Annotated in this window: 20 protein-coding genes; 16 read left to right on the top strand and 4 right to left on the bottom strand. The window is 61.5% G+C overall.

What is annotated here, in order from left to right; all coding sequences use genetic code 11:
• Positions 1 to 84 precede the first annotated feature (84 nt).
• Positions 85 to 1,077 carry an AraC family transcriptional regulator gene (locus tag Q9451_RS31140; protein WP_012274867.1) on the bottom strand — a complete coding sequence of 331 codons (993 nt, stop codon included), beginning with the start codon at positions 1,075 to 1,077 and terminating at the stop codon, positions 85 to 87.
• 179 nt (positions 1,078 to 1,256) lie between these two features.
• Complete coding sequence (gene aspA, locus Q9451_RS31135; RefSeq protein ID WP_041166808.1) at positions 1,257 to 2,681, bottom strand: aspartate ammonia-lyase; 1,425 nt, start codon at positions 2,679 to 2,681, stop codon at positions 1,257 to 1,259.
• 182 nt (positions 2,682 to 2,863) lie between these two features.
• Between aspA and Q9451_RS31130 the strand changes: the two genes are divergently transcribed.
• The 5 genes from Q9451_RS31130 (at position 2,864) to Q9451_RS31110 (ending at position 6,488) form a co-directional block, all read left to right on the top strand.
• Positions 2,864 to 3,796: a LysR substrate-binding domain-containing protein gene (locus Q9451_RS31130; RefSeq protein WP_012274865.1), complete on the top strand. Its 933-nt coding sequence runs from the start codon at positions 2,864 to 2,866 to the stop codon at positions 3,794 to 3,796.
• A 171-nt stretch (positions 3,797 to 3,967) separates the two neighbouring features.
• Complete coding sequence (gene purE / locus Q9451_RS31125; RefSeq protein WP_003253304.1) at positions 3,968 to 4,459, top strand: 5-(carboxyamino)imidazole ribonucleotide mutase; 492 nt, start codon at positions 3,968 to 3,970, stop codon at positions 4,457 to 4,459.
• Positions 4,460 to 4,469: 10 nt separating this feature from the next.
• Positions 4,470 to 5,552: a 5-(carboxyamino)imidazole ribonucleotide synthase gene (locus Q9451_RS31120; protein ID WP_012274864.1), complete on the top strand. Its 1,083-nt coding sequence runs from the start codon at positions 4,470 to 4,472 to the stop codon at positions 5,550 to 5,552.
• Between the two features lie 108 nt (positions 5,553 to 5,660).
• Positions 5,661 to 5,906: a GlsB/YeaQ/YmgE family stress response membrane protein gene (locus Q9451_RS31115; protein ID WP_012274863.1), complete on the top strand. Its 246-nt coding sequence runs from the start codon at positions 5,661 to 5,663 to the stop codon at positions 5,904 to 5,906.
• Positions 5,907 to 5,954: 48 nt separating this feature from the next.
• The gene (locus Q9451_RS31110; protein WP_012274862.1) at positions 5,955 to 6,488 is read left to right on the top strand and encodes a DUF3299 domain-containing protein; all 534 of its coding nucleotides are present in this window, start codon (positions 5,955 to 5,957) and stop codon (positions 6,486 to 6,488) included.
• A 62-nt stretch (positions 6,489 to 6,550) separates the two neighbouring features.
• On the opposite strand, the gene Q9451_RS31105 is transcribed toward Q9451_RS31110, so the two are convergent.
• Together Q9451_RS31105 and Q9451_RS31100 are read right to left on the bottom strand one after the other, a co-directional pair.
• Complete coding sequence (locus Q9451_RS31105) at positions 6,551 to 7,447, bottom strand: D-hexose-6-phosphate mutarotase (RefSeq protein WP_041166621.1); 897 nt, start codon at positions 7,445 to 7,447, stop codon at positions 6,551 to 6,553.
• 71 nt (positions 7,448 to 7,518) lie between these two features.
• Positions 7,519 to 7,917, bottom strand: a complete 399-nt coding sequence (locus Q9451_RS31100) for an acyl-CoA thioesterase (RefSeq protein WP_012274860.1) — start codon at positions 7,915 to 7,917, stop codon at positions 7,519 to 7,521.
• Between the two features lie 360 nt (positions 7,918 to 8,277).
• Here Q9451_RS31100 and Q9451_RS31095 point away from each other — a divergent pair, with 360 nt between their 5' ends.
• The 11 genes from Q9451_RS31095 to Q9451_RS31045 all read left to right on the top strand — a co-directional run bounded on the left by Q9451_RS31095 (position 8,278) and on the right by Q9451_RS31045 (position 23,335).
• Complete coding sequence (locus Q9451_RS31095; RefSeq protein ID WP_012274859.1) at positions 8,278 to 9,567, top strand: MFS transporter; 1,290 nt, start codon at positions 8,278 to 8,280, stop codon at positions 9,565 to 9,567.
• A 127-nt stretch (positions 9,568 to 9,694) separates the two neighbouring features.
• Positions 9,695 to 12,283, top strand: a complete 2,589-nt coding sequence (locus Q9451_RS31090; RefSeq protein WP_012274858.1) for an S-type pyocin domain-containing protein — start codon at positions 9,695 to 9,697, stop codon at positions 12,281 to 12,283.
• A 3-nt stretch (positions 12,284 to 12,286) separates the two neighbouring features.
• Positions 12,287 to 12,760 carry a hypothetical protein gene (locus tag Q9451_RS31085; RefSeq protein WP_123108838.1) on the top strand — a complete coding sequence of 158 codons (474 nt, stop codon included), beginning with the start codon at positions 12,287 to 12,289 and terminating at the stop codon, positions 12,758 to 12,760.
• Positions 12,750 to 14,267, top strand: a complete 1,518-nt coding sequence (locus Q9451_RS31080) for an S-type pyocin domain-containing protein (protein WP_012274857.1) — start codon at positions 12,750 to 12,752, stop codon at positions 14,265 to 14,267. The genes Q9451_RS31085 and Q9451_RS31080 overlap by 11 nt, the downstream gene beginning before the upstream one ends.
• Positions 14,268 to 14,426: 159 nt before the next feature.
• The gene (locus tag Q9451_RS31075) at positions 14,427 to 15,425 is read left to right on the top strand and encodes a phosphate ABC transporter substrate-binding protein PstS (RefSeq protein WP_012274856.1); all 999 of its coding nucleotides are present in this window, start codon (positions 14,427 to 14,429) and stop codon (positions 15,423 to 15,425) included.
• A gap of 138 nt (positions 15,426 to 15,563) precedes the next feature.
• Entirely contained in the window at positions 15,564 to 17,852 is a 2,289-nt protein-coding gene (locus Q9451_RS31070; RefSeq protein WP_012274855.1) for an ABC transporter permease subunit, read from the top strand.
• A gap of 71 nt (positions 17,853 to 17,923) precedes the next feature.
• The gene (pstA, locus tag Q9451_RS31065) at positions 17,924 to 19,540 is read left to right on the top strand and encodes a phosphate ABC transporter permease PstA (RefSeq protein ID WP_171577244.1); all 1,617 of its coding nucleotides are present in this window, start codon (positions 17,924 to 17,926) and stop codon (positions 19,538 to 19,540) included.
• Positions 19,541 to 19,612: 72 nt separating this feature from the next.
• A complete protein-coding gene (pstB, locus tag Q9451_RS31060) occupies positions 19,613 to 20,446 on the top strand; it encodes a phosphate ABC transporter ATP-binding protein PstB (RefSeq protein ID WP_012274853.1) in 834 nt (277 codons plus the stop codon).
• 63 nt (positions 20,447 to 20,509) lie between these two features.
• A complete protein-coding gene (phoU, locus tag Q9451_RS31055; protein ID WP_012274852.1) occupies positions 20,510 to 21,280 on the top strand; it encodes a phosphate signaling complex protein PhoU in 771 nt (256 codons plus the stop codon).
• Between the two features lie 153 nt (positions 21,281 to 21,433).
• A complete protein-coding gene (locus Q9451_RS31050; RefSeq protein ID WP_012274851.1) occupies positions 21,434 to 22,324 on the top strand; it encodes a response regulator in 891 nt (296 codons plus the stop codon).
• A gap of 114 nt (positions 22,325 to 22,438) precedes the next feature.
• On the top strand, positions 22,439 to 23,335 hold the full coding sequence (locus Q9451_RS31045) for a peptidoglycan DD-metalloendopeptidase family protein (protein ID WP_012274850.1): 897 nt from the start codon (positions 22,439 to 22,441) through the stop codon (positions 23,333 to 23,335).
• Positions 23,336 to 23,360: the final 25 nt, after the last annotated feature.

The raw sequence follows: 23,360 nt of genomic DNA, 5'->3' as shown, positions 1-23,360 counted from the left end.
ATTGTCATGGGCGGATCAGTACGGGAGAACGACGCAAATGGCCAAAAGGGGATCGATATGGCCAAGCGCTTTGGCCGCAGCAGCTCAACCGCGAAAGTGGCTGGGCGCCACACCACTCCAGCGTTGGAACGCATGCCGAAAGCTGGCCGTCTCACTGAAGCCCAAGGTCTCGGCAATCCGGTAAATCGGCATTTGCTCGTCTGCCAACAACTGCTTGGCCCGTTCGAACCTTAGCTCGTCCAGCAGCTGTTGATAACTGCAGCCCAACGCCTGTAAATGCCGACGCAGGGTGCGCGACGAGCAGTTCATCTGCCTCGCCAGCCCTTCCAGCCCCGGTGCTGCGTCCAACTGCTGCACCAGCAGCTGGCGAATCCGCCCTAGCCAGGCCTGGCGGCCCGTGAACTCCAGGTTCAGGCGTCGGCAGCGTTCACTCATGGCCTTGTGGGTAATCGGGTCGGCCAGCGGCAGCGGCATATCCAGCCAGCGCCTTTCGAAGGCAAAGGCATTGTCCTCGGCGGAGAAGCCGATCGGGCATTGGAACGCATCGGCATAGCGTGTGTGGTAACCAGGACGAGGGTGCTCGAAACGGGTGCCCAGCAGCGGCAACGGGCGGCCAAGCAGGTCGTCGCAGATGACTTTCAGCGAAACCAGGCAGAACTCTGCGTTGAACGCGCTCAGCGCAGGGCTGTCGTGATAGTCGCTGGCGCTGAACCAGACGCGCTGGCCGTCGTCGAGCAAACGCAGCTTGAAGACTGTTCCCAGCAGTGCCGGATACTGCAGCGCCAGGCGCAAGGCGTCACCCAAAGTGGCACTGGAGAGCAGGGCGTAACCGAGCATGCCGTAGCACGACACATGCATGCGCCGGCCCAGCTCCAGGCCGATGTCCTCACGCCGGGCCACTGCGTTGGCGCACACCTGCAGTTCCTGCTGGGTGGTGATGCGCGCATCGGCGTGGCCCAGGTCTGCCGGGCCGATGCCGCTGCCGGCCAGCAGTGCCGAGGCCTCGCAACCGTCTGCCTGAAAGACATTGAGGATCAGCGAAACCGCATTGAGGGTGGTCAGGTGACTGTGCAGCATGCTGGGTAATCCCGTTGGCCTGGGACGCATTATGGAGCAAGTTGTGTGCCGATATCCGAGGCCGCCTGGTGGCGGCAAAACCATCAGGCAAAAAAAAGGCCCGAAGCATAGGCTCGGGCCTTGAAAGGTTGAGAGGTGTCTAGTCCCTTAACCTGGTGAGACTGTTTGCAGCGGGCTGGTTACGACTTCAGCGGAACCAGGCGCGGGGCGATCATGTTTTCTGGACGCAGGATGTCGTCGAGCATCGCGTCGTCCAGCAGCTTCTCTTCACGCACCAGTTCCAGCACGCCGCGGCCGCTTTCCAGGGCAACGCGGGCGATACGGGTGGCGTTTTCGTAGCCGATGTACGGGTTCAGTGCAGTGACCAGGCCGATCGAGTGCTCGACCAGTTCACGGCAGCGCTGTTCGTTGGCGGTGATGCCGACGATGCAGTGCTCGCGCAGCATGTCCATGGCGCGTTGCAGCAGGCGGATCGAGTCGAAGATCTTGTAGGCGATCAGCGGCTCCATCACGTTCAGCTGCAGCTGGCCACCTTCGGCGGCGACGGTCAGGGCCAGGTCGTTGCCCATGATGGCGAAGGCCACCTGGTTGACGGCTTCCGGGATAACCGGGTTGACCTTGCCTGGCATGATCGAGCTGCCTGGCTGACGCGCTGGCAGGTTGATCTCGTTGATGCCGGTGCGCGGGCCGCTGGACAGCAGACGCAAGTCGTTACAGATTTTCGAGAGCTTGACCGCGGTACGCTTGAGCATGCCGGAGAACAGCACGAAGGCGCCCATGTCGGAAGTGGCTTCGATCAGGTCGGCAGCCGGTACCAGCGGCTGGCCACTGATGGCGGCCAGGCGCTGTACGGCCAGAGCCTGGTAGCCAGGGTCGGCGTTGATGCCGGTGCCGATGGCGGTACCGCCCAGGTTGATTTCGGTCAGCAGTTCCGGGGCCAGCGAGCGCAGGCGCTGCAGGTCTTCGGTCATGGTGGTGGCGAAGGCGCGGAATTCCTGGCCCAGGGTCATCGGTACGGCGTCCTGCAGCTGGGTACGGCCCATCTTCAGTACGTGGTCGAATTCTTTACCCTTGGCAGCGAAGGCCTGAATCAGGCTGTCGAGGCTGGCCAGCAGTGCGTCGTGACCCAGCAGCAGGCCCAGACGGATAGCGGTCGGGTAGGCGTCGTTGGTCGACTGCGCCATGTTCACGTCGTTGTTCGGGTGCAGGTACTGGTACTCACCCTTCTGGTGGCCCATGGCCTCCAGTGCAACGTTGGCAATGACTTCGTTGGCGTTCATGTTGGTAGAAGTACCAGCACCGCCTTGGATCATGTCCACCACGAACTGGTCGTGGTAATCGCCTTTGATCAGGCGGGCGCAGGCTGCGGTGATGGCAGCGTGCTTGGCATCGCTCAGGTGACCCAGCTCACGGTTGGCGTCGGCAGCGGCCTGCTTGACCATGGCCAGGGCCACGACCAGCTTCGGGTAGTGCGACAGTGGAACACCGGAGAGGTGGAAGTTGTTGGCAGCGCGCAGGGTCTGGATGCCGTAGTAGGCATCTGCAGGAACTTCAAGGGTACCCAACAAGTCTTTTTCGACGCGGAACGATGCAGCGGAGGACATGATGTATATCATCTCGATTTTGACCCGGCACATGCCGGAATGGCGCCAATCCTAGGCCTGAAGGTGATTTTGCGGCCAATGCTGTTGCACGCTAACCTATGCACAAACGGCATAGTGTTTCGTGTGACGCCAATTGACATTCGAGCGTGTTCCATTTTGGTGCATGCCGGGAGATGTGCTTCGTGAACCTTGAAAGCAAATGGCTGGAAGACTTCAGTGCGCTGGCCGCTACCCGCAGTTTTTCCCAGGCGGCAGAGCGGCGTTTCGTGACCCAACCGGCCTTCAGCCGGCGCATTCGCAGCCTTGAAGCGGCGCTGGGCCTGCAACTGGTGAACCGTTCCCGCACACCGATCGAACTGACCGAAGCCGGGCAGCTTTTTCTCGTCACAGCGCGCACCGTTGTCGACCAGTTGGGCGAAATTCTCCGCCATTTACATCACCTTGAGGGTGGGCAGGGCGAGGTGGTTCAGGTAGCGGCGGCACACTCCTTGGCATCAGGCTTTTTCCCCCGTTGGGTTGCCCAGTTGCGCAACGACGGTTTGAACATCGCCACCCGCCTGGTTGCGACTAACGTCGGAGATGCCGTGCACGCATTGCGCGAGGGCGGCTGTGACCTGATGCTGGCTTTCTACGACCCGGATGCGGCCCTGCAGATGGATGCCGAGATCTTCCCGTCGCTGCACATGGGCACTACGGAAATGCTGCCGGTGTGTGCAGTGGATGCCGAAGGCAAGCCATTGTTCGACCTGGAAGGCGAGGGCAGCGTGCCGCTGCTGGCCTATACCGCGGGTGCATTCCTCGGGCGGTCGGTGAATTTGCTGCTGCGCCAGCGCAACCTGCGCTATACCACCGTCTATGAAACCGCCATGGCCGACAGCCTTAAAAGCATGGCGTTGGAAGGCCTGGGCATCGCCTGGGTGCCGCGCCTGTCGATGCGAGGCGAGCTGGAACGGGGCGAACTGGCTGTCTGCGGCGGCAGCCAGTGGCATGTGCCACTGGAAATTCGCCTGTACCGCTGCGCCCTGGTGCGCAAGGCCAACGTCAGGCTGTTGTGGCGTAAGCTCGAGGGGGCGGCGGCGGTTGACCCAAAAGTCAGCCAAAGCCCCGAAAAATAAGGCCCGACAGTTGGTCGCCGGGGTGCCTTAATCGCACTACCTTACGGTATACTGCGCGGCCTTTCGACCGGATGCATCCGGTCCTGATCAGCAAACAAGCCACGCCGGTCGTCCCGCGTGGCTTGTTGTTTTTTGACGCGCCTGCGGGCGCACAAGCGAAGAGGCTCGACGATGAGTGCACTGGTTGGCGTGATCATGGGCTCCAAGTCCGATTGGTCCACCCTTAGCCACACCGCCGATATGCTGGAAAAACTCGGCATTCCCTACGAAGTGAAGGTGGTTTCCGCTCACCGCACCCCGGATCTGCTGTTCCAGTATGCCGAGGAGGCCGAGGGCCGTGGCATCGAGGTGATCATCGCCGGTGCCGGTGGCGCAGCCCACCTGCCAGGCATGTGCGCCGCCAAGACCCATCTGCCGGTGCTGGGCGTGCCGGTGCAGTCGTCGATGCTGTCGGGCGTCGATTCGCTGCTGTCGATCGTGCAGATGCCTGCTGGCGTGCCGGTTGCCACCCTGGCCATCGGCCGTGCCGGTGCGGTCAACGCTGCATTGCTGTCGGCCAGCATCCTTGGCGCCAAGTACCCGCAGTACCACGCGGCGTTGAAGCAGTTCCGCACGGAACAGACCGACACCGTGCTGGACAACCCAGACCCGCGCCAGGCTTGAGGCTCAACCCATGAAGATCGGTGTAATCGGTGGCGGCCAGCTGGGCCGCATGCTGGCCCTGGCGGGCACCCCGCTGGGCATGAACTTCGCCTTCCTCGACCCGGCGCCGGACGCTTGCGCCGCGCCCCTGGGCGAGCACCTGCGTGCCGACTACGGCGACCAGGACCACCTGCGCCAGTTGGCCGACGAAGTCGACCTGGTCACCTTCGAGTTCGAAAGCGTCCCGGCCGAGACCGTGGCCTTCCTCTCGCAGTTCGTGCCGGTGTACCCCAGCGCCGAAGCGCTGCGCATCGCCCGTGACCGCCTGTTCGAAAAGAGCATGTTCCGCGACCTGGGCATTCCCACCCCGGCCTTCGCCGACATCCTCTCGCAGGCAGACCTGGAGGCGGCGGTGGCCAGCATCGGCCTGCCAGCCGTACTGAAAACCCGCACCCTGGGTTACGACGGCAAGGGCCAGAAGGTGCTGCGCACGCCAGAAGACGTGGTCGGTACCTTCGCCGAGCTGGGCAGCGTGCCATGCCTGCTGGAAGGCTTCGTGCCGTTCACTGGCGAGGTGTCGCTGGTGGCTGTACGTGCCCGCGATGGCGAAACCCGCTTCTACCCGCTGGTGCACAATACGCACGAAAGCGGCATCCTGCGCCTGTCGGTGGCCAGCCAGGCACACCCGCTGCAGGCCCTGGCCGAAGACTACGTCGGCCGTGTGTTGCAGAAGCTGGATTACGTTGGCGTGATGGCCTTCGAGTTCTTCGAGGTAGACGGCGGCCTGAAGGCCAACGAAATCGCCCCGCGCGTGCACAACTCCGGGCACTGGACCATCGAAGGCGCCGAGTGCAGCCAGTTCGAGAACCACCTGCGCGCCGTTGCCGGCCTGCCGCTGGGCTCGACCGCCAAGGTGGGCGAGAGCGCGATGCTCAACTTCATCGGTGAAGTGCCGGCCGTGGACAAAGTCGTCGCCATCGCCGACTGCCACCTGCACCACTATGGCAAGGCCTTCAAGGTTGGCCGCAAGGTTGGCCATGCCACGCTGCGCTGCCATGACATGGCCACCCTTGAACGCAAGATTGCCGAAGTAGAGGCACTGATCAGCAACTGATCGGGCTGCAAATCGAACTTCTGCAAGCGGCTTGCCCTCTGAACATGGCAACAAGCCAAAGGCCGTCTAGGCTTTGGCTTGTTCCATATTCACTGCAGAGGGATTGCCATGGGCATCATTGGAACCATCTTCATCGGCCTCATCGTCGGCCTGCTGGCCCGCTTCATCAAGCCGGGCGACGACAGCATGGGCTGGATCATGACCATCCTGCTGGGTATTGCCGGCTCCCTGTTGGCCACCTATGGCGGCCAGGCGCTGGGCATTTACCAGGCTGGGCAGGCAGCAGGCTTCCTTGGCGCCTTGATTGGTGCGGTCATCCTTCTGGTGATCTACGGATTCATCAAGAAACGCTGAATACTGGTTAGAATGCCCGGCAATTCATCCGAGTTGCCGAGCATTTCCATGCGTGCCTTTTTCCTTGTCCCCCTGCTGTTGGCCAGCGCCCTGGCCCATGCTGAACTGCCTGAAACCGACTGGCTGGAGCTGATGCCCAAGTCGGACCAGAAGGCGCTCGAGCAAATGCCCGAAATCGACCACAACTCGCCAGAAGCCATGGGCACCTTTACCGACAAGGGTGGCCTCAAGCAGAGCAAGGGCTTGCCGGCGGTGATGTACTCGACCAAGACCGTGGCGGCCATGAACGGCAAAGACATCCGCTTGGGCGGTTACCCGGTGCCGCTGGAAAGCGATGCCAAGGGCAACAGCACGCTGTTTTTCCTGGTGCCGTACCCAGGTGCATGCATCCATGTGCCGCCACCGCCGCCGAACCAGTTGGTGCTGGTGCGCTACCCGAAAGGGTTGAAGATCGATGACATCTACACACCGCTGTGGGTCAGCGGCAAGCTGAAGGTGGAAAAGGTCAGCAACGACCTGGCCGATGCGGCCTATGCACTGGATGCGGGGAAGGTGAGGGTGGTGGAAGACGCAGACCTCTGATTATCTGCACGGGCCCCTTCGCGGGTAAACCCGCGAAGGGGCCCGAAAAACCACGGCAAAACTCAGATCATTTCACAACCGATCTGCAGTCCCAGCGAATGACTTGCCCCCGGCTTCAGTTCCACCAGGTCATCCCACACATTCGCCGTTTCGATGCACAGCATTCGCTGCCAGCCATCGTCGGCCATATCTGCCAGCTCCCGCGCCCGCTCGGTCCAGGGGTTCCAGATCACCGCCGAACGTGATCCATTGCTGGTCAAGGTAACTCGCCGGTTCCAATGCGGGTCGACAATGCTCAGTCGCGATGGAGTGTCGAGGTAAATCCGGTCAGTCTCCCCGGTAAACGCCAGTGCTCCCAGCTGCTGGCGCTGTTCCCAGTCCGCCAGGGTTTCGATATAACCCAGCCCCTCGACCCCTTCGACCCGTGCCTGGCGTACATCGCTGACGGCAAAGTAGCTGTGCAGGGCTTGGCTGATAGTAACGGAGGTATTGCCCATGTTGCGGCTGGTCAGGTTCAGCTTCAGCGCCTCGCCCAGCTCCACCACCAGCTTCAACTCGACGTCATGAGGCCAGCCGGGCAGGTCGCCCTGCGCTTCAGGCAGTTCGAATTCAATGCGCAGGCCGCCGCCCACCTCCTCGATGCCCAGCAACTGCCAGTCACGCGAGCGCGCCAGCCCGTGAGCAGGTGCCTGCTCAGCGTGGTACATGGCCTGCACGGCCTCGGGGTTGCGTTGCAGGTTGCCAAACCACGGCCAGCACACCGGTACCCCGGCGCGTACCGACTTGCCCTGGCGGAAGATGTCCTGGTCGCTCAGCCACAGCAGCGGTGGTTCGCCCACCCGCTGGTAGCTGAGGATCTGTGCGCCCTGCTGGGCGATCAGGAGTTCGGCGCGGTCGCTGCTGATACGCCAGCAGTTGAGTTCGCCATGTTGCTCGGTTACGACCTGGAAGGTAGCCATTGCGTTCATCTCATTGATTGCCAGTGGGCCTTGGACCCGGGCACATGCAATGAGTTTACCGCCGGCGTGGCTCAGCGACGAGGCACGGAGCGGGTGCGGCCACTGCCGTCGATGGCGACGAAGACGAATGCCGCTTCGGTGACCTTGCGCCATTCGCTGGACAGCGGGTCGTCGCTCCACACTTCGACCATCATCTGGATCGAGCTGCGGCCGATTTCCAGGGTCTGGGTGTAGAACGACAGCTGCGCGCCTACTGCCACCGGTACCAGGAAGGCCATGCGGTCGATGGCCACGGTGGCCACGCGGCCGCCAGCAACACGGCTGGCCATGGCGGTGCCGGCCAAATCCATTTGGGCAACCAGCCAGCCGCCGAAGATGTCGCCAAACCCGTTGGTCTCGCGCGGCAGTGCGGTGATCTGCAAGGCCAGGTCGCCTTGCGGGATCGGATCTTCTTGTTCGAGCTCAATCATGCGATGGGGCCTCTGACCCGTGACGCTTTCGTTGGTGTGGCGCAAAGGCCGGGTAAACGATTCAGCTTGAAACATACTACGCCGATTTCGTTTCACTGGGCGGCCGTAGGGAAACTCTGCGAAACCGCCTGACATAAAGACCGGAGTTTTCGCACAACATCCCACGCTAGCAGCAACCTTTTCCTACGAACTGCCAGTATATAGAGCATAACGGCCAGCGACGACCGTGCATTCATGAATATCTGTAGGGATTTTGTATCGCTTTCGGCGCAGCTCGGCAATTTGCTATCTTCGCTTGTCTCCCAATCCAGAAGCCGCGTGCCAAGCGGCCTGCATGCCCTACAAAGAGAACAACGAGCGATGACTTCCGTGCCGAGCAGTATCGAGCAGCCCTCGCGGCCGCTGACCCGCAGTGACTACAAGACCCTCTCACTGTCCGCCCTGGGCGGCGCGCTGGAGTTCTACGACTTCATTATTTTCGTGTTCTTCGCCACGGTGGTGGGCAAGTTGTTCTTCCCGGCCGACATGCCGGAGTGGCTGCGCCTGATGCAAACGTTCGGCATCTTCGCCGCTGGCTACCTGGCGCGGCCGTTGGGCGGCATCATCATGGCCCATTTCGGCGACCTGCTCGGGCGCAAGAAGATGTTCACCCTGAGCATTTTCATGATGGCCGTGCCGACCCTGATCATGGGCCTGCTGCCGACGTATGCACAAATCGGCATGTGGGCACCTATCCTGCTGTTGCTGATGCGCGTGATCCAAGGCGCGGCGATCGGCGGCGAGGTGCCGGGTGCCTGGGTGTTCGTCTCCGAGCATGTGCCAGCGCGCAACACTGGCTACGCCTGCGGTACCCTGACGGCAGGCCTGACCGCCGGCATTCTGCTTGGCTCGCTGGTAGCGACACTGATCAACAGTGTGTACAGCGTGGAAGAAGTGGCCGATTACGCCTGGCGTATCCCGTTCCTGCTGGGTGGCGTGTTCGGCCTGTTCTCGGTCTACCTGCGCCGCTGGCTGCACGAAACCCCGGTGTTCGCCGAAATGCAGCAACGTAAGGCACTGGCCGAGGAGCTGCCACTGCGCGCCGTGCTGCGTGACCACCGTGGCCCGATCATCCTGTCGATGTTGCTGACCTGGATGCTGTCGGCCGGGATCGTGGTGGTCATCCTGATGACCCCGGCGCTGCTGCAGAGCTTCTACCACATCAGCCCGACCGACTCGCTCAAGGCCAACAGCCTGGCCATTGTATTGCTTAGCTTTGGCTGCATCGGCGCCGGCAGCCTGGCCGACCGCTTTGGTGCGGGCCGGGTGTTCGTGATCGGCAGCCTGCTGCTGCTGGCCAGCTCCTGGACCTTCTACCACAGCCTGCCAACCCGGCCCGAGCTGCTGTTCCCGCTGTATGCCGTGACCGGCCTGTGCGTGGGCGTGATTGGCGCGGTGCCTTATGTAATGGTCAAGGCATTCCCGGCGGCGGTGCGCTTCAGCGGGCTGTCGTTCTCGTACAACGTGGCCTACGCGATCTTCGGCGGTTTGACGCCGATGGTGGTGACCGCGCTGCTGAAGGTGAGCCCGATGGCGCCTGCCTACTATGTGGCAGGCTTGTGCGCCGTTGGTCTGGCTGTGGGGCTGTACCTGCTCGCCAACAAGCGCTGATCTGCGCTGGGGCTGACTCTCGTTTGCTGCAACATGTTGAAAGACGTGAACAAGGACAGAGGAATAAGTAACGCAGTGACCGACGGCTAGATCGTCAGCCTGAGCCATACAGAGAAGGAGAATCTGTATGGCTCAAAACACACTTCATGACAGCTCCACGGGTGATGTTGTCATCACCCCTGGCTCCTCAGGTTCCAGTAGCGGCGGGGGCGGCTTCTTCAGCATTGGCGGCGGCGGTGGCTTCGGTGGTGGCTTTGGCGGTTCCAGCCGACGTCGCAAGAAGAAGCGTGCCAGAGCGCGTGCTGCTGCCTTGGCGCAAGCAAGAGCCCAGGAGCAGGCTCGCCAAGCGGCAGCCGCAAGGGCTCATGCCGAAATGCTGGCTGCATTACATAGGCAGCAAGTGGAGGCTCATAGCCAGGCACGTGAAGTTCGGCGCGTGCAGCTTGATGCGCATTTCGCTGGCCAGGCGCAAGGCTTGGCACAGGCGCTACAGCAGGAGATCAACGCAGCGCGCAAACGCCCGGAATACGACGGCAGTGAGCGTTGGCAGCTTTACCAGATCACCAAAGCGCAAAACGAAACCAAAGGGCTTATAGCCGCCAAGCAGCTTGAGTTGGCGAATCGGCAGGCGTTGGCCGGGGCTTTTGCTGGCCATGATGCTGATGCAGGTACATACGCCGCCCGACTGGCCGGGCTGGCGACCGCGCAACACATGCAGCAACTGCATCAGGGCTGGGAAACAGCGTACGTAGCGGCCTCAGAGGCTCGTTTGCTGCAGGAGGCAATTGCCCAGCTGTCGCAGCGCTCAGCCGAGCTGGCTGTAGAACATGCCCAACAGGAACAGCTCTGGCGCGCCAGGGAGGCGGAATGGGAGCGTCAGCGGCAATACGCTGAGCTGCGCGAATCCAGAATTCGCTACAAGCAGCAGGTTGACGAAGACCGGCGCCTTGTTCGGCTGAAGGAGGCCGCCACGCTGACCGTGCCAGTAGCGGCTGCGTCGGCTGGGGGCGTGTTGCTTGGTCAGGCAGGCGCGCAGGTTGCGGCTGAGCTGGCAACGGCTATCGAGCAGGCGATTGCTAGCGCGGCCAAGGAAGTGCTGAGGGTTGCAGCTATCCGCCTTGGTCAGGCGGTCGGTCTCTCGGCCACGGCCATGCTGTATTCGCCGGCGCTGGGGAATGGCGAACTGACCGAAGCCCAGCGCAGGCGTCACTTCGAAGGTTTGGGCATACATGCAGACCTGCTGGGCATTGCGCCAGGGCAGGATCTTCAGGCTATCGCCGATGCGGGTGGGTCGGCCCGTCTGGGTCAGCGCATCAAGATCGAGCATCTTCCAGGTGGCAGTGCGATAGCGGTGGCCGCCACAGGCGCCGGAATCGCCCCGGAGGTCCGGGTCAGGAATGCCGTTTACGACCCCGTCACCGATACCTACCGAGTCGAGGCACAGACGCCCGACGGGAAAACCATCGTTCTGGGTAACGCTACCCCGGTGGCGGAAAGCCCGTCCAACGGCCGGATGCTCGCGCTTGAGCCACAAGCTGCAGAGGTTGGCGCTGGCGTGGACCTTCGCTTCGATGACTGCATCGTCTGTATCCCTGGTCAACTGCCCCAGTACTTTTCATTCGTAGTTTCGCCGGCGGGTACTGGTGTTGTCAGCGGTAATGGCCAAGTCGCTGGCGCTGACTGGTGGCCCGCGAATGGCGCTGCCGCTGGCGTAGCAATGCCGGTGCAGGTTGGTAACCAGCTACGCGGCCGCTTGTTCACCGGCATGCCGGCATTCGAAAGCGCGGTATGGCGGGCCATTGCGGCGGAGCAGGGGTTGCTCGGTCAATTCGATGAGGTGAATCAGCGTCGAATCATCAGGGGTTTTCCACCCGTGGCCCCGCGAGCAAGTTGGAGCGGCGCGCGACACGAGTTTGAGCTTCGTCATGTTGGAGCTGTTGATGTTGGCTCTGGGTTGTACAACCTTGACCAGCTAAGAATCCACACACCAGCGGACACTCTAGGCGTGCCGGCAGTGGTCCTGCCGTTCGAGCCGTGGTTCGCCGCCAGTCTGGCCCTTGAGTTCGATGCTGGCATTGTTCAGGGCCAACCATCACGCACCTGGACGCCGTTGGTGGCCCCAGGCGCGGAGCTGCTCGGCCCGACACCCTTGCCGGAGGGGCCGTTACTGCCGGGCATTCTGCCAGGCGATACCTTGGATCCTGTGGGGCCAAGTCTTGAAATACTTCCTGGCGAGAATCCGGACGAGACAGGGGCCATAATTCCTGGATTCGGTGGTGATGTAGATCTGCCGGAGCCTGGGCTGGTTAATAATGAACCTGCAGAAGTCGGAGAAACTGGGAATTATAATGACTTGGAGCGTCGCAGCATAAGGGATGACATGGACGTGGACCACATTCCATCTCAATCCGCATTGAAACGATGGTTACAGAAAAATTTTCCAGACCTGCAACTGTATGAAATATACCAAATACTAAGGCGTGCACCTGCTGTCGTTATTCCTACAGAAGTGCATCGAAAGTACAGCGAAACGTACGGCGGGCGTAACACCAAAGCTAAACAAGCTCTAGATGCCAAAGATCCCTTGTCAGCTATTGGCAGTAATGTTGAAGCACTAAAGAAAGGTTTAATAGAAAATGGAATTTCGCCTGAACGTGTTGAGGGTATCAAGGTGGAGCTTACAGAATTGCTCAAAAAACTGATTAATAAAAGGTGACGCATGAAAAGGATTGTAGCAGTTGAGCCTTGGCTGGAAAGCGTTAACAGGACTTATGCTGATTTAGTTGAGAATGGGCTTGATCCGAATCTGCGACATATCAAGCTTTACCCGGGGGCGGAGGATTTTTACCTAGAGCCGGAGCCGGGTGTTAGTTTTGAGTTTGATTCAGACAGCAAAATGTTAAAAGCGGTGGCTATAACTATCATAAGGCGAGTGGATTTGGCGCCTGAATTTAAAGATTGTTTATCTGAGCCCTACGGTTGTTTAGATAAGAGCGCTGTTAGAACTGCTTGGGGTAGTCCTCTAAGAACGAGCGAGCCGTTGGTAATGCCGGAACCGATAGGTAAGACGGGTGGGTGGGATATGTATCGACTCTCCGGTGCGGGCTTTGGGTATATTGATTTGATTTATTCGTACACTAAGGATTTTGTTGTATCCGGTCTGGTTTTAAGGGGCGCGGAAGATGAAGCTTGAAAGTCGACTGCAAGATCACGACGAGCAAAGTTTCTTATCGCTAGTCACTACGCTATGGAACGTTGAGACTCAGAGGTCTGAGCACAACGCTCTCATCGATCATTTCGACCAGATAGTCGGCCACCCCGCCGGTAGTGACCTTTTGTTCTACTCAAACGCCGATGCCGTCGGCGCTATAAACTCGCCAGAGCATATCGTTGCAACAATCAAATCGTGGCACCAGAGAAATGGCCTTCCGGCCTTCAAGGGGCAGCATTTACAGCCGTCAAGAGCGCTTCGAAGCATGGCGAGCGAACAGCGTGCCAGCCAGTCTTCCACTCGCAACCTGGAGAAAGTGCGCAAGTTGGTGGCGCAGGTTCATGCCGCTGAGCAGCAGGCAACGCTGCAGCTTGCTGCACTTGAGCAACAGCTAACCATTGACCCAGTGGCCAGCACGCCGGAACAGCAACTGGCTTTCAGCCTTGCTACGCTGCGTGCTCTGGAATCCATTCAGCACCAAGCTGCGCAGGCAGTGTTTCAACTTGAGCGGTTGCACATGTCGGTCAAGTTCGCACTCGACGCTGCCGTGCGTGATGCTACCAGCCCCTTCCTGGACGCAGCGATTCAGGCCGTGGCGCTGCAAGAAATGAATGCCGGTAGCCAGCGTCATGCTGCGGCCTTGGCCATGGCGCAAGGGCGTCATTCCGTGTTGTACGCTCGCGGTGTGACACTGATAGAACATCTGGAAGCACGTATTGCCCAGTTGGCCAAAGCGACCGGGGCTGGCCCAGGGCATGGGCCTTTGACGTTGGTAGCGGCAGCTGATGCCTCAAACCTGCACCCGGCATTGCTGATGTCGCAGGGCTTGAACGGTGACGTTGCCCAACAGCAACGCCATCTGATCAAGACCGTGCGCTCGGCGGTGGCAGAGCTGGAGTGGCAGGCGACCTCCTTGCAAGGTGACCACCCCGGTACGTATGCGGATTTAATCGAGTTTGTGCAGGGAACCCCAAGCGATGACCCGCGTTTCGGGCTGACGGTGCCACTTGCTGAAATACTCGACGAAGATCGGCAGGATTGGGCCGATCTGGCCGCTGAACGGGCAGAGGTGGATCTGCCCATGCGTCTGTGCTCGATGGTGCGTGGTGCCCGCTCCGGCAGCACCAAAGGTGTAAAACCCTTTACCCGTTACTGTCATGTGCTGATGACCTCGACGCAGGGCCCCATCGTGCCTTCGCGCGTGCGGGTGCGGGAAGCTGGTTGGGATGCGGGTCGGCGGGCTTTCGCATTCACTAGCGAGACCGGGGCGCCTGTTACCGTTCTGTGGCAGAAGGGCAGCGCGCCCTATCCGCCGATAGACATCTCCCGGCCGCCGAGCATTAGCTATCTGCACATGCCCAATGTGCCTATCATAGAGCGCTTCATGGACCTGACGCAGGTTCAATTCGATGACTACATCGTGGTGTTTCCGCCGCAGGCTGGGCTGGCACCGGTATACGTCATGTTCAGGGATCGCCGCGAGCTTTAGCGCCGCCAGTTTCCCAGCGATATCAAGTCAGGCCATCCCGGATAACCGATGATGGCCTTTCATCCAATTGTCACAATGAAGTCATATCGTGTTCATGCGGCCTGCCGATACTTGGGCCCGTTCCATCCAACACCCCAATATTCCTGCTAGGAGCAAGGCATGAAACTGAAGCGTTTGATGGCGGCCCTCACCTTTGCCGCCGCTGGCGTTGCAACCGCCAACGCGGTAGCCGCTGTCGATCCTGCGATCCCGACCTACACCAAGACCACCGGTGTATCGGGCAACCTCTCCAGCGTTGGTTCCGACACCCTGGCGAACCTGATGACGCTGTGGGCCGAGGCCTACAAGAAGGAATATCCGAACGTAAACATCCAGATCCAGGCAGCCGGCTCCTCCACCGCGCCACCCGCGCTGACCGAAGGCACCGCCAACCTCGGCCCGATGAGCCGCAAGATGAAAGACGTCGAGCTGCAGGCCTTCGAGCAGAAGTACGGCTACAAGCCGACCGCAATCCCGGTCGCCGTCGATGCCCTGGCCGTGTTCGTGCACAAAGACAACCCGATCAAGGGCCTGACCATGGCTCAGGTCGACGCCATCTTCTCCTCCACCCGCCTGTGCGGTGGCAAGGCCGAGATCAAGACCTGGGGTGACGTCGGTGTGACCGGCGACCTGGCCAACAAGCCAATCCAGCTGTTCGGCCGCAACTCGGTCTCGGGCACCTACGGCTACTTCAAGGAAGAAGCCCTGTGCAAAGGCGACTTCAAGCCTAACGTCAACGAGCAGCCTGGCTCGGCTTCGGTCGTGCAGTCGATCAGCTCTTCGCTGAACGGCATCGGTTACTCGGGCATTGGTTACAAGACTGCCAGCGTCAAGACCGTGGCCCTGGCCAAGAAGGAAGGCGGCGAGTTCGTCGAAGACAACGAAACCAACGCCCTGAATGGCAGCTACCCGCTGTCGCGCTTCCTGTACGTTTACGTCAACAAGGCGCCGAACAAGCCTCTGGCTCCGCTGGAAGCCGAGTTCGTCAAGCTGGTGCTGTCGCAAGCTGGCCAGCAGGTCGTGGTGAAGGATGGCTACATTCCGCTGCCGGCCAAAGTCGTCGACAAGACCCTGGCTGACCTAGGCCTGTCCCACGCGGGTAACGTTGCAAAGAAGTAAGTAATTAAGAAGAGGCCGGAGCCACTGCCCGGCCTCTTCCACGAATTTCCAGTCCGAAGCCAGGTTCCCTGTGCGGCGGGCTTTCGCGCGTCACCACTTTGTAATGTTTTTGTCACACGGGACCGCTAGGGTGTGCGCATGAATGATCTGGCCAATTCCAACATGACCCAAAACTCCCAGCCCGTGCGCATTGATTTCAATACGCCCGAGTTGCAACGCAAGCGCCGCATGCGCGCGCTCAAGGACCGCCTGACCCGCTGGTATGTGCTGGTCGGCGGTCTTGCCGTACTGGCGGCAATCACCCTGATCTTCTTCTACCTGGCGTACGTGGTACTGCCACTGTTCCAGGGCGCCCAGCTGACCAGCAAGAAAGCCCTGGAGCCGACCTGGCTGCAGCAGGATGCCGGCAACCCGCTGATGATCGCGCTTGAAGAGCAGAACCTGGTGGGGATGCGGGTTTCGGACAAGGGCCAGGCATTGTTCTTCGATACCAAAACCGGCAACGCGCTCAAGCGGGTCGACCTGCCGGTGCCGGCAGACACCCAGGTCACGTCGATCAGTACCGACCAGCCGGGCAGCCCGCTGGTGGTGCTTGGCTTGTCCAATGGCCAGGCGCTGGTGTTCCACCACACCTACAAGATCACCTACCCCGACAACAAGAAAACCATCGCCCCCGGCATCGACTACCCGTACGGCGAGCAGCCGTTCGTGCTCGACGAACAGGGCCGCGCGCTGGAGCACGTGAGCGTCAACGTCAATGGCGACACCTTGCTGCTGGCCGGTTCCACTGGCGCGCACCTGCAGGTGGTCGAGCTGACTCGCACGGAAAACATGATGACCGAAGAGGTCACCACCGAGCAGAACCGTATCGCCCTGCCGCAGATGACCGAAACGGTGAAGAACATCTTCATCGACCCGCGCCAGCAGTGGTTGTACGTGATCAACGGTCGCGCCACGGCTGACGTGTTCAGCCTGCGCGACAAGAGCCTCAACGGCCGTTACAAGTTGTCTGAAAGCGCCGACACTGAAATTACCGCCACGGCCCAGCTGGTCGGTGGCATTTCGCTGATCATCGGTGACTCCAAGGGCGGCCTGGCCCAGTGGTTCATGGCCCGCGACCCGGATGGCGAATCGCGCTTCAAGCAGATTCGTACCTTCCAGATGGGCAAGGCGCCTATCGTGCAGATCGACGCCGAAGAGCGCCGCAAGGGCTTCATCGCCCTCGACGCCGACGGCAAGCTGGGCGTGTTCCACAGCACCGCGCACCGTACCTTGCTGGTCGAGCCGGCTGCCGAAGGCCCTGGCATCCTGGCCCTGTCGCCACGCGCCAACCGCATCATCATCGAAGAAGGTGGCAAGCTGCTGCCGCTGAGCCTGCGCAACCCGCACCCGGAGGTTTCCTTCAGTGCGCTGTGGGGCAAGGTGTGGTACGAGAACTACGACGAACCCAAGTACGTCTGGCAATCGACCGCTTCGAACACCGACTTCGAGCCCAAGCTCAGCCTGTCGCCGCTGACCTTCGGTACCCTCAAGGCCGCGTTCTACGCGATGATCCTGGCCGCCCCGCTGGCCATTGCCGCTGCCATCTACACCGCCTACTTCATGGCCCCTGGCATGCGCCGCAAGGTCAAGCCGGTGATCGAGCTGATGGAAGCGATGCCGACGGTGATCCTCGGCTTCTTCGCCGGCCTGTTCCTGGCCCCATACCTGGAAGGCCACTTGCCGGGTGTGTTCAGCCTGTTCCTGCTGATGCCGTTTGGCATCCTGCTGGCCGGCTTCGTCTGGAGCCGCCTGCCGGAGTCGATCCGCCTGCGTGTGCCGGATGGCTGGGAAGCGGCGATCCTGATCCCGGTCATCCTGTTCACCGGCTGGTTCGCCCTGACCATGAGCCCGCACCTGGAAAGCTGGTTCTTCGGCGGTGACATGCGCCTGTGGATCACCAACGACCTAGGTATCACCTACGACCAGCGCAACGCCCTGGTAGTGGGCATCGCCATGGGCTTCGCGGTCATCCCGAACATCTATTCCATTGCCGAAGATGCGGTGTTCAGCGTGCCACGCAGCCTGACCCTCGGCTCGCTGGCACTGGGCGCGACGCCCTGGCAGACCCTGACCCGCGTGGTCATCCTCACCGCCAGCCCAGGCATCTTCTCGGCGTTGATGATCGGCATGGGCCGGGCAGTGGGCGAGACCATGATCGTGCTGATGGCCACCGGCAACACCCCGGTGATGGAAATGAACCTGTTCGAAGGCATGCGCACCCTGGCCGCCAACGTGGCCGTGGAAATGCCGGAATCGGAAGTCGGTGGCAGCCACTATCGCGTGCTGTTCCTGGCCGCCCTGGTGCTGCTGATGTTCACCTTCATCATGAACACCTTGGCCGAGCTGATTCGCCAGCGTCTGCGCAAGAAATACTCGTCGCTTTGATAGAAAGGTAGCGATCCGTGAAAAAGGATTCCCTCAAAGGCTGGTTCAAGAGCGGCGCCCCAGGCGTCTGGATGAGCGGCGGCGCGGTGGCCATGGCGGTGATCATGACCGTCGGCCTGCTGGCGGTGATCGCCGTGCGCGGCCTGGGCCACTTCTGGCCGGCCGATCTTGTCCAGGCCACCTACAAGGTGCCGGGCCAGGCTGATCACATCGTTATCGGCGAAGTGGTGCAAAAGGAAGAGGTGCCGCGTGCCCGCCTCAAGGGCGCCGGCCTGCCGGTACCGGACCAAGGCCCGGAGTTCATGACCCGCGAGCTGATCAAGGTGGGTAACCGCGACCTCAACGGCAGCGACTTCACCTGGGTGGTTGGCGATTGGTTGGTCGACGAACAGCGCCCGGCCGACCTGATCGCCCTGGAGCGCCGCGAGTGGGGTAACTTCTACGGCTACCTGGTCAGCGTCAAGGAACAAGGCCGCGTGGTTGCCGAAGGCCCTGCAGCCTGGACCGAGCTGCAAGCCCGTCTCAAGCGTGCCAACCACCTTAATGGCGAGCTGCAGCAACTGGAAAAGAAGGACATCGGTGCCATCAACCATGGCCTCGAGCGCCTACGCCTGCAGGCCCGCAAGCTGGAACTGGACGGCAAGCTGGACGCTGCCGCCCAGGCCGACATGGACGCCGACCGCGCCGAGCTGAACAGCCGCTACAAGGCCATCGAAGACCGCCTGACTGGCCTGCACCAAGCCTTCGCCCGCGACAGCCTGGTGGCGAGCGATGGCAATGGCCGTGAAGTGGAAATCAACCTGAGCAAGGTGGTGCACGCCATCCAGCCGAACGGCATGTCCGGTTTCACCAAGCTGGGCACCTACTTTGCCAAGGTCTGGGAGTTCCTCAGCGACGACCCGCGTGAAGCCAACACCGAGGGCGGTATCTTCCCGGCCATCTTCGGTACGGTGATGATGACCCTGATCATGGCCGTGATCGTCACCCCGTTCGGCGTGCTGGCCGCTGTCTACCTGCGTGAATACGCAAGGCAAGGCCCGGTGACCCGTTTGATCCGCATTGCGGTGAACAACCTGGCCGGTGTGCCGGCGATCGTCTACGGCGTGTTCGGCCTGGGCTTCTTCGTCTACGTGCTGGGTGGCTCGATCGACCGCCTGTTCTTCCCCGAAGCACTGCCGGCGCCGACCCTGGGCACCCCTGGCCTGCTGTGGGCATCGCTGACCCTGGCACTGCTGGCGGTGCCGGTGGTGATCGTGGCGACCGAAGAAGGCCTGGCGCGTATCCCACGCACCGTGCGTGAAGGTTCGCTGGCGCTGGGTGCGACCAAGGCGGAAACGCTGTGGAAGATCGTCCTGCCAATGGCCAGCCCGGCCATGATGACCGGCATGATCCTCGCCGTGGCCCGCGCTGCCGGTGAAGTGGCGCCGCTGATGCTGGTGGGTGTGGTGAAGCTGGCGCCGTCGCTGCCGGTGGACGGGAACTACCCGTACCTGCACCTGGACCAGAAGATCATGCACCTGGGCTTCCATATCTATGACGTCGGCTTCCAAAGCCCGAACGTCGAAGCCGCGCGGCCGCTGGTATATGCCACGGCGCTGCTGCTGGTGCTGGTGATCGCCACCCTCAACCTGTCGGCCGTGTGGATCCGCAACCACCTGCGCGAGAAGTACAAGGCGCTGGACAGCTGACCCTGATTGCAAGCGTGCCGCCCGAACGCCGGGCGGCCCTTTGAAACGAATTGATAGCGTATGGAGTTGACCATGCAGCAAGATTCCCATACCCACGGCATCGACATGTCTGCCCTGGGCCGCAACAAGCAGAGCCTGCGCCTGGCCGAAGAAACCGTGGCCATCGAAGTACCGGGCCTGAGCCTGTTCTACGGCGACAAGCAGGCGTTGTTCGACGTCAGCATGAACATCCCCAAGCAGCGCGTGACCGCCTTCATCGGGCCGTCCGGCTGCGGCAAGTCGACCCTGCTGCGCACCTTCAACCGCATGAACGACCTGGTTGACGGTTGCCGCGTGGAAGGCGCCATCAACCTGTACGGCAACAACATCTACCGCAAGGGCGAAGACGTGGCCGAGCTGCGCCGCCGTGTGGGCATGGTGTTCCAGAAGCCCAACCCGTTCCCCAAGACCATCTACGAGAACGTCGTCTACGGCCTGCGCATCCAGGGCATCAACAAGAAGCGCGTGCTGGATGAAGCCGTCGAATGGGCGTTGAAGGGCGCGGCCTTGTGGGATGAGGTGAAAGATCGCCTGCACGAGTCGGCGCTGGGCCTGTCCGGTGGCCAGCAGCAGCGCCTGGTCATCGCCCGCACCATCGCCGTGGAGCCGGAGGTGCTGTTGCTCGATGAACCCTGCTCCGCGCTGGACCCGATCTCGACGTTGAAGGTCGAAGAGCTGATCTACGAATTGAAATCCAAGTACACCATCGTCATCGTGACCCACAACATGCAACAGGCGGCCCGTGTTTCGGATTACACCGCGTTCATGTACATGGGCAAACTGGTCGAATTCGGCGATACCGATACCCTGTTCACCAACCCGGCGAAGAAGCAGACCGAAGACTACATCACCGGTCGCTACGGCTAAGCCCGACCCGCCAGGGAACGAGACGAACTACTTGAAGCTTGCAGCTTCTTCGCGGAGCGAATGATGATCAACAAAGAAAGCCTTACCCATCACATTTCCCAGCAGTTCAACGCCGAGCTCGAAGAGGTGCGCAGCCACCTGCTGGCCATGGGCGGGCTGGTGGAAAAGCAGGTCAACGACGCGGTGACCGCGCTGATCGAAGCCGACTCTGGCCTGGCCCAGCAAGTGCGTGAGGTCGACGAGCAGATCAACCAGATGGAGCGCAACATCGACGAGGAGTGCCTGCGCATCCTCGCCCGCCGCCAGCCGGCGGCCTCCGACCTGCGCCTGATCATCAGCATTTCAAAGTCGGTGATCGACCTGGAGCGCATTGGTGACGAGTCGACCAAAATCGCCCGCCGCGCTATCCAGCTGTGCGAAGAAGGCGAGTCGCCACGCGGCTACGTCGAGGTGCGCCACATCGGCGACCAGGTGCGCAACATGGTCCGCGATGCGCTTGACGCCTTTGCTCGCTTCGATGCCGACCTGGCGTTGTCGGTGGCCCAGTACGACAAGACCATCGACCGCGAATACAAGACAGCGCTGCGTGAGCTGGTCACCTACATGATGGAAGACCCGCGTTCTATCTCGCGGGTGTTGAGCGTGATCTGGGTGCTGCGCTCGCTGGAGCGTATTGGCGACCATGCGCGCAACATCTCCGAATTGGTTATCTACCTGGTGCGCGGCACCGACGTGCGGCACATGGGCCTCAAGCGCATGACTGCAGAAGTGCAGGGCACTGCTGTCGTCGACGGCGAAAAGGCTAATGTTCCAGGTGAATCTGACGATAAATAAGGTTGCTCCCGAGCATCGACGCCCGGCCTTGGCCGGGCGTTTTCGTTTGCGGTCGAGAGCCGGCAGGCACCCGCGAACGATCCCGGCGTGACCAGGTTGTAGCAAATGGCCAGTACTTGGCAGTAGGCTAGTCGGGATTCAGAAGGAGTATCGATGAGTAAAGTGAATGTGCTGGTCGTGGATGACGCCCCGTTTATCCGTGACCTGGTCCGCAAGTGCCTGCGCAATGCCTTCCCGGGCATGGCCATCGACGACGCGGTCAATGGTCGCAAGGCCATGGCCATGCTCGGCAAGGAAGCGTTCGACCTGGTCCTGTGCGACTGGGAAATGCCGGAAATGTCCGGCCTGGAGCTGCTCACCTGGTGCCGCCAGCAGCCTGCGCTGAAGCACCTTCAGTTCATCATGGTGACCAGCCGTGGCGACAAGGAAAATGTCATTCAGGCGATCCAGGCGGGCGTTTCCGACTTTGTCGGCAAGCCGTTCACCAACGAACAACTGCTGACCAAGGTGAAAAAAGCCCTGACCAAGATCGGCAAGCTCGACAGCCTGATGGCTATTGGCCCGGCGCGTACCAATTCGGCGTTCGCGAACGATTCGTTGAACGCGCTGACCGCCGGCAAGCCGGAAGCGGTCAAGGTTTCGGCGCCTGCGCCAGCACCGGCTAAGCCTCTGGTCACGGCGCCCGCACCTGCTGCCTCCGCGCCGAGCGGCCGTGGTCAGGGCCAGCTGCGCCTGGCCAGTGGCATGCAGCCGTGCGTGATCAAGGCGCTTAGCCTGAAAGAAGCGCTGCTGGTGGTACGCCGCAGCGAAGCGCTGCCACAGGTGCTCGAAGGTGCGGTGCTGGACCTGGAGCAGGGCGAAAGCGCCGAAGTCGCTCGCCTGAACGGTTACCTGCATGCTGTCGCGGCGCTGGAGCCCAAGCCTGACAGTGACTGGCTGCAGTTGACGTTCAAGTTCGTCGACCAGGATGCCCAGAAGCTCGACTACCTGTCGCGGCTGATTGCCCGAGGGACTGCGCAGAAGCACTTCACCCCCGGCGCCTGAGGCAGGGGCAGGGGCAGCACAGGGCTGCTCCTGCGCCATCCGACCAACTGCAATACCCGCCACAAAACCCGCTGCTAGGCTTCGACAGATCATAACTGTCAAAAAGCCACTATCATGCCCGCGCGCCTGCTGCTGTTCTGTGCATTGCTCATGGCCTCGGCGTCGAGCCTGGGTGTGACGCTCTACAAGATCACTGACGAATCCGGTGTGATCTCCTACTCCGACCGGCCCGGCCCCGGCGCCAAGCCCCTGGTGTTGCTCGAACCCATGGTCGAAACGCTCGAAGGCCAGGTGCTGCTTAACGCAAAAACCTTCGACGGTGGTGTGAGCTTCTCGGCACGCAACGAGCTGCATGTGCCGGTAGAGGTCGAGTTACGGCTGGACAACCTGGTGAACGCACAAGGCGGCGATGCCCCGCGTATCGTGCGCCGGCTGCTACCGCCGCGCACCACGCAGATGCTCAGCGTGCTCAGGGGGCGGCCAGGGCTGCTGCTGAACTACCGTTCGACCCTGCTACAGGCCATGGGTGACCCAGGCAAACGGCCCCAGGGCTTTCGCTATGCGTTCCCGTGGATCGGCGGGCCGTTCCGCGTCACCCAGGGGCCCAATGGCCGTGTCAGTCATTTTGGACCCAAGGGGCGCTATGCCATGGATATCGCCATGCCCGAAGGCACGCCCATCATCGCGGCGCGGGAAGGGGTGGTGGTGAAGATGCAGAACAGCCAGAGCGGGCGCGAGCCCAACCCGTCGGGCAATTTTGTCAGGATCCTGCACCCGGATGGCACCATGGGCGTTTACCTGCACCTGATGCGTGGCTCGGTGGTGGTGGCGGAGGGGCAGCGGGTACGGCAGGGGCAGATGCTGGCCAAGTCGGGTAATACCGGCAACAGCACAGGGCCGCACCTGCATTTCGTGGTGCAGCGCAATGTGGGGTTGGCGCTGGAGTCGATACCTTACCGGTTCGACAGGCCAATCAGCGGGTTGCCCGACTTTACTGCGGGTAACCCCTGAGATGTTTGGGGCTGCAAAGCAGCCC

The organism is Pseudomonas sp. NY8896 (genome assembly GCF_039634505.1).
This window is presented reverse-complemented; position numbering and strand designations above follow the sequence as displayed.